The sequence below is a fragment of the Microbispora sp. H10830 genome, from assembly GCF_014161375.1.
GTDB lineage: Bacteria > Actinomycetota > Actinomycetes > Streptosporangiales > Streptosporangiaceae > Microbispora > Microbispora catharanthi.
Genome location: NZ_JABBWX010000005.1, coordinates 436,993 through 446,502, shown reverse-complemented (window position 1 = coordinate 446,502; position 9,510 = coordinate 436,993). Strand labels below are relative to the sequence as shown.

Below are 9,510 nucleotides of genomic sequence, written 5' to 3'. Positions count from 1 at the left end.
ACCAGGACTTCGCCGACCGGTGGCACCCGATCCTCGACGTCTTCGACGAGGTGGGGGTGCGCTTCGCGCACGAGGTGCACCCCAGCGAGATCGCCTACGACTACCACACCACGGTGCGGACGCTGGAAGCCATCGGGCACCGGCCGGCCTTCGGGCTGAACTGGGACCCCTCGCACATGGTGTGGCAGGGCCTGGACCCGGCGAACTTCATCCTCGACTTCGCCGACCGGATCTACCACGTCGACTGCAAGGACGCCCGGGTCGCCACCCGCGACGGCCGGCGGGGCCGCCTGGCCTCCCACCTGGCCTGGGCCGACCCCCGCCGCGGCTGGGACTTCGTGTCCACCGGCCGGGGCGACGTGCCGTGGGAGGAGTGCTTCCGGGCGCTCAACCACATCGGCTACGACGGCCCGATCTCCATCGAGTGGGAGGACGCGGGCATGGACCGGCTGCACGGCGCGCCGGAATCCCTCGCCTACATCCGCTCGCTCAACGCCATCACCCCACCGGCCGCAGCCTTCGACGCCGCCTTCTCCTCCGAGAGCTGACCTCTCTCTTCCCAGCTCTCGCGAGGCCAAGGGCCGGGTGCTCCGTCAGGTGCGCCCGGCCCTCCGGCCTGCCCTCACCCCCACGCCGCGACCACGTCGTCGGCGCCCCACGCCAGGCCGACGCCCTCCACCGAGGGATGGACCCCGGACAGCGACACCACCACGAGGCCGCCCGCCTCCGCGTCGAAGCCCGGCACCTGTACGGCGTCGCGGCGCAGCGCGGCCAGGTCGTGGCCGTCGAACGGCGTGCCGAGCCACTTGATCGAGCCCGCGAACAACACCCGCCGTGCCACCGGTGCCCGGTCGGCCCCGACCAGGTCCACCTCGGGGGAGAACCGGCGGTTCCACCATCCGCCGACGGCCTCCGCGTCCGGCCAGGGCAGTTCTCCCGCCGCGGCGGCCATGCCCAGCGCCTGTCTGACGATCGGTTCGACGGCCCGCCCCCGCAGGCTCGCCCAGCGTCGCCGTACGAGTCCGAAGGCGAGATCGGGCCGTCCCCGATGCGAGTGTTCCGCCGCGGCTCGCAGGACGCCCAGGTACATCCGCAGGTTGTGGTCGCGGATGCGGTACAGCGACGGTTTCCCGGGCTGGACGGACAACGGCTCGTCCATCGCCAGGACGCGCTTCTCGTCGGTGAGCCTGCGCAGGAGAGGAGAGAGCGAACCGGACTGCAACGGTCCCTCGCGCCCGCCCGCCGTCGCGGCGATGGCGGCGTGCGTCCTGTCGCCGCTGCCGACCGCTTCCAGCACCCGGCGGGCCTGGTCAGGCGACGGGAATTCCGCGAGCAGGACGGATTCGGGCACGCCGAACAGGGCGGACGCCGGATCCTCACACTCCTGCCGGATGAACTCCAGCGGTGGAGTGCCGTGCGGCCAGGCGCGCAGGATCCCGGGCAGCCCTCCGCTGGCGAGGTACGCGTCGATCGCGTCACCTCCGGTCAGGCCCAGCGCCCCGGCGGTCTCCGCGGGATCGAGCGGGTCGAGCGCCATGGTGTCGGCGCGCCCGTAGAACGGCCGGTCGTAGGCGGTCAGCCGCTCCATCATGTGTAGGTCGCTGCCGAGCAGGAGCAGGAGAACGGGCTTGGCCGACAGGAGTCGGTCCCAGGCCGTCTGCAGCGCGCCGTCGAACAGGTCGTCCTGTTCCGCCAGCCAGGGCATCTCGTCCACGACGACGATCGAGGGGGTCTGCGGGATCGCCGAGTGCAGCACGCGAAAGCCCTCCGGCCAGCTTCCGCTGGTGACGTGGACGACCTGCTCGGGATCGGTGGGCAGGCACGACTCCTTGAGTTCGGCGCAGAACGCCTCGACCGCCTCGACCGGCGACATCCCCTTGGTCGCGGTGAAGAAGAGGTACGGCACCTCGGCCTTGTCGCAGAACTCCTGCACAAGCCGGGACTTGCCGACCTGGCGGCGTCCCCTTATGGCCATGGCGGAGCCGGCACCCGTCCGGCGGACCCGGTCGAGGCGCTTGGTCAGGGCGGCCAGCTCCCGCCGCCTGCCGATGAAAGGAACCGCACTCATCGTGCCCCTTATGTAGATGACATCTACGTAGATGCAATCTACACATTGACGGTGGGGCGAGGGCGCGCGCACCACCAGCGCAGGCACCGTCAACTGCCCATGCTCGTCGAGCTCGAAGAAGCATGGTGATCACCGCGAGGTCTCCCGTGCGACCTCCGAGACCAGGATGGTGTCCAGGACTTACACACTGCGGCGGGGTGGGAGCAGGGCGTTGACGCGGTCGGAGTCGGGCCAGACGTAGGGGAGGTCGTCCGGGTCTCCGGGGAACTTCGGGCCGTAGAATTCCGGGTCCTTGCGGAGCAGGGCCGAGCGGTGGCTGAGGTGGAAAGCGGGATCGCCGAGCCACGGCGGCAGTTCGCCCGCCTCCGTGAGCGCCGCCTGGGTGCGGGGCGCCGCGATGCCCCGGCAGTCGAGCAGTTCCCTGGTCATCGTCCCGGCGCAGGTGTCGGCGCGGCCCAGGTCGCACCAGACCATCACGATCTCCAGGCCGTAGCGGACCAGCGCCTCCTCGTATCCGGCCCACATGTGCGCCACCGGATGGTGCCGCCAGCCGTACCCGGGAACGGTGAGCGTGCGCAGGACCTGCAGGGCCTCGACCCGCTGCTTGCCGAGGCGGAGCGGGTCGAGGACGCGGGCGGTGGCCGCGAAGTCCGGGTACGGCAGGAATGTCTGCATGTCGCCGCTCGGGCTACCCCGGCCCGCCGGAGATATCCCCCGCGCCGGGGAGATCTCCGGCGGGGCGGTGTCAGTCGAACAGCACGATCTGCCGGAGCACCTCGCCGCCGCGCAGGGCGTCGACGGCGTCGTTCAGGTCGCCGATCCGGATGCGGGAACTGATCATGCTGTCCAGGTCGAGCTTGCCCGCCTTGTAGAGGTTCACGAAGCGCGGGAAGTCCCTGCGGACGTCGGCGTCGCCGTACAGCGAGCTGAGGATGTTCTTGCCCTCGAACAGCAGGTTGAAGGCGGTCAGCGGCACCTGGTCGTCCATGGCGCCCGCGCCGACGACGATGACGTCGCCGCCGCGCCTCGTCGCCTGCCAGGCCGTCATGATCGCGGCCGACTTGCCGACCACCTCGAAGCCGTGGTCGAAGCCCTGGCCGCCGGTCAGCGTGCCGATGGCGTCCATGAGCTGGTCGGGGGTGCAGGCGTGGGTGGCGCCGACCTTCTTCGCGAGCGCGTGCTTGGACTCCAGCGGGTCGATGGCGAGGATCGTGGTCGCGCCGGAGACGCGGGCGCCCTGGATCACCGACAGGCCGACGCCGCCGCAACCGACGACCGCGACGGTCGCGCCGGGGCGCACCTTCGCGGTGTTGAGCACCGCGCCGACGCCCGTCGTGATGCCGCAGCCGATCAGCGCCGCCACCTCGTACGGCACGTCGGGATCGACCTTGATCGCCCCCTGCCACGGCACGATGATCTCCTCGGCCCAGGTGCCGCACCCGGCCATGCCGAACGCCGGCGTCTCGCCGCCGAACAGGAAGCGCGGTTCGGTGAAGCTCTTCATCATGTACGTCATGCAGAGGTTCGGCTGGCCGCCCACGCAGCTCGGACAGTCGCCGCAGGCGGGCGTCCAGTTGATGATGACGTGGTCGCCCGGCTGCACGGTGGTCACGCCGTCGCCCACCTCGACGACCTCGCCCGCGCCCTCGTGACCGGGGATGATCGGGAGCGGCATGGGGAGCACGCCGGTGAGCACCGAGAGGTCGGAGTGGCAGACGCCGGTGGCCTTCACCCGCACGCGGACGTCACCCGGGCCCACCGGCGTCAGCGTGAAGTCGTCTCTGATGTCGAGCTTTTCGTCGCCGACCGCGTGGAGAAGCGCGCCGCGCATGGGGACCTCCTGGCCTTTCAGGGTTGGGTGCCGCGCGTCACTCGTCCTCGAGCGACAGCGCGGCCTTGGGGCAGGACCGGACCGCGTGGCGGACCCGGTCGAGCAGTTCGGCGGGCGGCTCGGGCATCAGGACGTGGAGGTTGTCCTCGTCGTCGACCTCGAAGACCTCGGGCGCCAGGCCCATGCAGACGGCGTTGGCCTCACACACGTCGTAGTCGACCTTGATCTTCATGGCGCGTCCTCCTCCTGTGCGTCACGTCGCGCTGGAGTTCACGCTATCGCCGCCGAGCTTGCGGTGATCCCAGGAGACGACGCGGGCCGGCTCGACCAGGTAGGCCACGCGCTTGCGCGCGGTGTGCTCGACGTATGCCCGCGCCTCGGGGCCGTCGACGGGCATGCCGGTCATCCGCCGGGTGACGTCCAGGCCGACCTCCAGGACGGCCGCCGGGTCGTCGATCAGCCGCGCCTTGCCGTAGACGAGCGCGCCGCGCAGCTGCGCGTACTCGTCCCCGGTCTCGATCAGGCAGCTCACCCGCGGGTCGCGCTCGATGTTGCGGGCCTTCTGCGACTTGGCGTACGTCCAGAATGTGACGCGGCCGTCGTCGAGTCCGTAGAACATCGTGACCAGGTGAGGCGTGCCGTCGGGATTGATCGTGCCGAGCTGCAGCTTGCGGGCGTCCCGCAGGAGCCCGGCGATCTCTTCCTCGCTCATCGCGATGCGGGCGCGCTGGTTCACGAAGCAAAGTAGAACATGTTCCATCAGGGCGGACAAGGGGCAGTCCCGAACATCGTTCGGCTTGTTGGGTAGGGTGCCCGACATGGTGACCCCGATGCCCGACGACCTGCGCCGCGCCGCCGAAGAGGCGCGCGGTTTCATGCCGCCCGCCGAGGGCGAGGCCCTGTACGAGATCGCCTGCGCGTACGGCTCCCGCGGGCCGATCTGCGAGGTCGGCACGTACTGCGGCAAGTCGGCGATCTATCTGGGCGCCGGGGCGCGGCGGGCGGGCACAGTGGTCTTCACGGTGGACCACCACCGGGGGTCTGAGGAGATCCAGCCGGGCTGGCCGCACCACGACCCCGAGCTGGTGGACCCGAAGACCGGGCGGATGGACTCGCTGCCGTTCTTCCGCGACACGATCGCCGCCGCCGGCCTGGAGGACGAGGTGATCGCGGTCGTGGGCGCGTCGGCCACGGTCGCCCGTCACTGGTCCACTCCGCTGGCCGTGCTGTTCATCGACGGCGGCCACTCGGAGGAGCCGGTGACGGCCGACTACGAGGGATGGGCGCCGCACGTCATGAAGGGCGGCGCGCTGGTCTTCCACGACATCTACCCCGACCCTGCCGACGGCGGGCAGGCGCCCTACCGGGTCTACCTGCGCGCGCTGGAGTCGGGCGGCTTCCGCGAGGCGCGGGTCGTCGGGTCGCTGCGCGTACTGGAACGCGTCTGACGGCGCTCCCGCCGGGCCTTCTCAGTCGATGACCGCGGTGGCCTCGACCTCGACCAGATGGTCGGGTACGTCCAGCGCCGCGACGCCCAGCAGCGTGGCCGGCGGCACGGGGGTGATCCCCAGCTTCGCGGCCGCCCGGGCGATCCCCTCCAGCAGCAGGGGCATCTTACGGGGAGTCCAGCCGACGACGTGGACGGTCAGTTTCGCCACGTTCTCGAAGGAACCGCCGGCCGCGGCCAGTGCGGTGGCGACGTTGAGGTAGCACCGCTCGACCTGGGCGGCGAGGTCGCCTTCACCGACCGTGACCCCGTCGGCATCCCAGGCGACCTGTCCGGCGATGAAGACCAGTTTCGATCCCGTCGCGATCGACACCTGCCGGTAGGCATCGATCTGCGGCAGTCCACCGGGGTTCACCAGAGTGACGGTCATACGTCCGCCTCCTTCACACTCTCTTGCGGTTACTCGGGAACTGTAGGAGAGTGGCCGCTGACAAGGAAGAACGCACTTTTCAGTGACTGGGGAACCTCATGGTGACCAAGCAGTTCACGGGCTCGCCGGAGGAAGCGGACCTGACGCGCGCGGACTCCCTGGCGCGGGAGATCTTCTCGGACATCGCCAACAAGTGGGCTCTGCTGATCATCGAGTCCCTGGGGGAACACACCCTGCGCTTCAGCGAGTTGCGGAGCGAGATCGAGGGCATCAGCCACAAGATGCTCACGCAGAATCTGCGCATGCTGGAGCGCAACGGCCTGGTCGAGCGGACCGTGCACCCCACCGTGCCGCCGCGGGTCGACTACGTCCTCACCGAGCCGGGCCGGGCCCTGCGGGCGGTCGTCGACGGAATGTGTGACTGGACCCACCGCCACCTCGGCGACATCGAGGCCTCCCGCAGCCGCTTCGACGCCTGACGAGCGGCGCGGGCGATCGGCTGTCAGGCGCGGGCGCGCTCGCAGCCGCACTCGCCGGTGATGCGGGCCTCCCGGCCGCCGGCGTCGCGGAAGATCCCCGAGCCGGGGGTCGCTTGGGCGAGGGCGTCCGCGGCGAGCACCACCGCGGCGGCCGTGTATCCCGAGCGCTCGTTGGGGAAGTGCCGCTCGTTCACGAACTGCCAGCCGGTCCAGTAGGAGCCGTCCTCGTGGCGCAGGTGCTGCATGTCGGCGAACACCGCCAGCGCGCGGTCCCGCTGCCCGGCGGCGTCGAGCGCGAGCACCAGTTCGCACGACTCCGCGCCGGTCACCCAGGGCTGGTCGGAGACGCAGCGCGCGCCGAGGCCGGGCACGACGAAGGTGTCCCACTCCAGGTCGAACCGCCGGGCCGCCGCCGCCCCGCGCACGGCGCCGCCGAGCACGGGGTAGTACCAGTCCATCGAGAACCGGCTCTTGTCGGCGAACGCCTCCGGGTGGTCGGCGATCACGTGGCCGAGCTGGTCGGCGGCGAGCTCCCAGTCGGGCTGCGGGTCGCCCAGCCGCTCGGCGAGCAGCGCCCCGCATCGCAGGCCCTGGTGGATGGACGAGCACCCGGTGAGCAGGGCGTACTCCGCGGGATGCCCTTCGGCGTCGCGCTGCCAGAGGATCTCGCCGCGCGCGGTCTGCAGGCCGATGACGAAGTCGAGTGCCCGCGCCACCACCGGCCACATCGACCGGGCGAAGTCCTCGTCGCCGGTCACCAGCAGGTCGTGCCAGACCCCCACGGCGATGTACGCCGCGTGGTTGGACTCCCCGGCCGCCTCGGCGGGCTCGCCGTCGCGGACCTTCATCGGCCAGGAGCCGTCCGGGCGCTGGTGCCGTACGAGCCAGTCGTAGCCCTTGCGAGCCTCCTCGCGCAGCCCGGCCACGGTCAGCGCCATCAGGCACTCGATGTGGTTCCAGGCGTCGATGTGGCCCTCGGGCCAGGGCACGCCGCCCTGGTCGTCCTGGATCGCGACGATGCTCTCGGCCGTACGTACGACCTGTTCGGCGGTGATGATCCCTGGAACGTCCGGCACCCGCCTCATGCGGATTTCCGGACGTAGACCACCACGCTCTTGCCGATCAGGGGGTTGAGCACGGCCTCGGCCAGCCGGGTGGCGAGGGGGCGCTTCATGATGTCCCAGACGAGAAGCTCGTGGTAGGCCTTGGCCAGCGGGTGCTGGTCGTCGTTCACGCCGACCGCGCACTTGATCCACCAGTACGGCGAGTGCAGGCCGTGGGCGTAGTGGTGGCCGCCGACCTCAAGCCCGGAGGCCTTCAGCTTCGCCTGGAGCTCCGCCAACGTATAAATCCGGATATGTCCGCCGGGGGCGGTGTGGTAGTCCTCCGACAGGGCCCAGCAGATCCGCTCGGGCAGGAAGCTCGGCACCGTGATCGCGGCCCGGCCGCCCGGCTTCAGCACGCGCACGATCTCGCGCATCGCGGCCATGTCGTCGGGGATGTGCTCGAGCACCTCGGCGGCGATGACGCGGTCGAACGACGCGTCGGGGAACGGCATGTCGAGGGCGTCGCCGACGACGGTGTCCCCGGTCGCGCCCGCCGGCACCTCGCCCTCCTTGTCCATGGCCGCGAACATGGCCGCCACGCTCTCCATCTCGGCGGCGTCCATGTCGAAGGCGACCACGTCGGCGCCCCGGCGCAGCACCTCGAAGGCGTGCCGGCCACCGCCGGCCCCGAGGTCGAGAACGCGGTCGCCCGGTCCGACGGGCAGCCGGTTGAAGTCGACGGTCAGCACTCGGTGCCTGCCTTTCGTGAGTTCTGGGGAGTCGCCGGTCGTTGAGACGTCACCGGGAGACGCTCATAGGGAGACGCGGCGCGCGGCGATGGCCTCGTGGTAGGCCTCGACCGTGCGGCGGGCGACGACCGGCCACGCGTAGCGCTCCATCACGCGGTCGTAGCCGCGCCGGCCGAACTCCGCGCGCTCCTGCGGGGAGTCGAGCAGGCGGCGCAGCACGGCGGCCAGCTCCTCGGGGTCCCCCGGGGTGACCTGCACGGCCGCGTCGCCGACCACCTCGGGCAGGGCGCCCGTACGCGAGGCGACCAGCGGCGTGCCGCACGCCATGTGCTCGACGGCCGGCAGCGAGAACCCCTCGTAGAGCGAGGGGACCACCGCGACCTCGGAGGTGGCGATCAGCTCGGCCAGCTCCTCGTCCGGGATGCCGTGCACGAACCGCACACGGTCGTGCAGCGACAGCTCGTTGACGAGCTGTTCCGTGGGTCCTCCGGGGGTGGGCCTGCTCACCACGGTGAGGTTGACCTCGCGCTCGGTGGCGAGTTTGGCGACCGCCCGCAGCAGGGTCGCCACGCCCTTCATGGGCGAGTCGGCGCTGGCCACGGCCACGATCGAGTTCTCCCGCTTCGGCAGCTCCGGCTGGGGGTGGAAGAACCGCGTGTCGACGCCGAGCGGGATCAGCCGCATGTTGGACTGCGGCACGTTGAAGTCGCGGTGGATGTCGGCGAGCGACGACTCGCTGACGGTCAGGATCGGGCTCAGCCGGGGCGCGACGATGCTCTGCATGCGCACGAAGCCGTACCAGCGGCGCATCGACAGCCGCTTCCAGCCCTTGGCGGCCTTCAGCTCGATCCGCCGGTCCACGCTGATGGGGTGGTGGATGGTGCCGACCACGGGGAACAGCCGCTGGATGCCGAGCAGGCCGTAGCCCAGCGTCTGGTTGTCCTGGACGACGTCGAAGTCGCCCCGCCGCCTCTTCAGCTCCCGGTAGGCCCGCAGGCTGAACGTCAGCGGCTCGGGGAAGCCCGCCGTCCACATCGTGGCGACCTCGAGCGCGTCGATCCAGTCGCGATATTCGTCGAGCTTCGGCGTGCGGAACGGGTCCTCGTCGCGGTAGAGGTCCAGGCTCGGCACCTTGTTGAGGATCACGCCGTCGTCCAGCTCCGGGTAGGGCTGGCCGGAGAAGACCTCGACGTGGTGGCCCAGAGCGACGAGCTCGCGGCTTATGTGGCGCAGGTACACCCCCTGGCCGCCGCAGGTGGGCTTGCTGCGGTAGGACAGCAGCGCGACTCGCAGCCTCTCCGCCAAGAGGCACCCCTTTCCAGCCGGTTTCCAGCCGTGCCCCCGCGGGGCTGCTGCCAGGAACACTACCATTTGACCTTAGATGGGGTAGGTGAGGTGGAAAGGGTCCTCGATTGACTCTCACCCTGCCCGACCTGGGGTGTTAGCTTACTCGAACGAGA

Annotated in this window: 12 protein-coding genes; 3 read left to right on the top strand and 9 right to left on the bottom strand. The window is 70.7% G+C overall.

What is annotated here, in order from left to right; all coding sequences use genetic code 11:
• Window positions 1-548: sugar phosphate isomerase/epimerase (locus tag HHX35_RS16805; protein ID WP_182899713.1), on the top strand; the 548-nt coding region annotated here is incomplete at its 5' end.
• Between the two features lie 74 nt (window positions 549-622).
• On the opposite strand, the gene HHX35_RS16800 is transcribed toward HHX35_RS16805, so the two are convergent.
• The 5 genes from HHX35_RS16800 to HHX35_RS16780 all read right to left on the bottom strand — a co-directional run bounded on the left by HHX35_RS16800 (window position 623) and on the right by HHX35_RS16780 (window position 4,635).
• Window positions 623-2,068, bottom strand: coding sequence for an ATP-binding protein (locus HHX35_RS16800; RefSeq protein WP_182899712.1), 1,446 nt, complete (start codon window positions 2,066-2,068; stop codon window positions 623-625).
• 180 nt (window positions 2,069-2,248) lie between these two features.
• Entirely contained in the window at window positions 2,249-2,743 is a 495-nt protein-coding gene (locus tag HHX35_RS16795; protein WP_182899711.1) for an MSMEG_6728 family protein, read from the bottom strand.
• A 70-nt stretch (window positions 2,744-2,813) separates the two neighbouring features.
• Window positions 2,814-3,899, bottom strand: coding sequence for an alcohol dehydrogenase catalytic domain-containing protein (locus HHX35_RS16790; RefSeq protein ID WP_139578258.1), 1,086 nt, complete (start codon window positions 3,897-3,899; stop codon window positions 2,814-2,816).
• 37 nt (window positions 3,900-3,936) lie between these two features.
• Window positions 3,937-4,131 (bottom strand): ferredoxin, encoded by a 195-nt coding sequence (locus HHX35_RS16785; protein WP_030506197.1) that lies wholly within the window; start codon window positions 4,129-4,131, stop codon window positions 3,937-3,939.
• A gap of 21 nt (window positions 4,132-4,152) precedes the next feature.
• Window positions 4,153-4,635 (bottom strand): pyridoxamine 5'-phosphate oxidase family protein, encoded by a 483-nt coding sequence (locus HHX35_RS16780; protein ID WP_182899710.1) that lies wholly within the window; start codon window positions 4,633-4,635, stop codon window positions 4,153-4,155.
• Window positions 4,636-4,717: 82 nt separating this feature from the next.
• Here HHX35_RS16780 and HHX35_RS16775 point away from each other — a divergent pair, with 82 nt between their 5' ends.
• Window positions 4,718-5,347 (top strand): class I SAM-dependent methyltransferase, encoded by a 630-nt coding sequence (locus tag HHX35_RS16775; RefSeq protein WP_182899709.1) that lies wholly within the window; start codon window positions 4,718-4,720, stop codon window positions 5,345-5,347.
• A 21-nt stretch (window positions 5,348-5,368) separates the two neighbouring features.
• Here HHX35_RS16775 and HHX35_RS16770 read toward each other — a convergent pair whose 3' ends face one another.
• On the bottom strand, window positions 5,369-5,776 hold the full coding sequence (locus HHX35_RS16770; RefSeq protein ID WP_182899708.1) for a RidA family protein: 408 nt from the start codon (window positions 5,774-5,776) through the stop codon (window positions 5,369-5,371).
• A gap of 98 nt (window positions 5,777-5,874) precedes the next feature.
• Between HHX35_RS16770 and HHX35_RS16765 the strand changes: the two genes are divergently transcribed.
• A complete protein-coding gene (locus HHX35_RS16765) occupies window positions 5,875-6,255 on the top strand; it encodes a helix-turn-helix domain-containing protein (protein WP_182899707.1) in 381 nt (126 codons plus the stop codon).
• A gap of 23 nt (window positions 6,256-6,278) precedes the next feature.
• On the opposite strand, the gene HHX35_RS16760 is transcribed toward HHX35_RS16765, so the two are convergent.
• The 3 genes from HHX35_RS16760 to HHX35_RS16750 all read right to left on the bottom strand — a co-directional run bounded on the left by HHX35_RS16760 (window position 6,279) and on the right by HHX35_RS16750 (window position 9,355).
• Window positions 6,279-7,340 carry a prenyltransferase gene (locus HHX35_RS16760; protein WP_182899706.1) on the bottom strand — a complete coding sequence of 354 codons (1,062 nt, stop codon included), beginning with the start codon at window positions 7,338-7,340 and terminating at the stop codon, window positions 6,279-6,281.
• Entirely contained in the window at window positions 7,337-8,050 is a 714-nt protein-coding gene (locus HHX35_RS16755) for a class I SAM-dependent methyltransferase (RefSeq protein ID WP_182899705.1), read from the bottom strand. The genes HHX35_RS16760 and HHX35_RS16755 overlap by 4 nt, the downstream gene beginning before the upstream one ends.
• A 63-nt stretch (window positions 8,051-8,113) precedes the next feature.
• Entirely contained in the window at window positions 8,114-9,355 is a 1,242-nt protein-coding gene (locus HHX35_RS16750) for a glycosyltransferase family 4 protein (protein ID WP_259405097.1), read from the bottom strand.
• Window positions 9,356-9,510 lie beyond the last annotated feature (155 nt).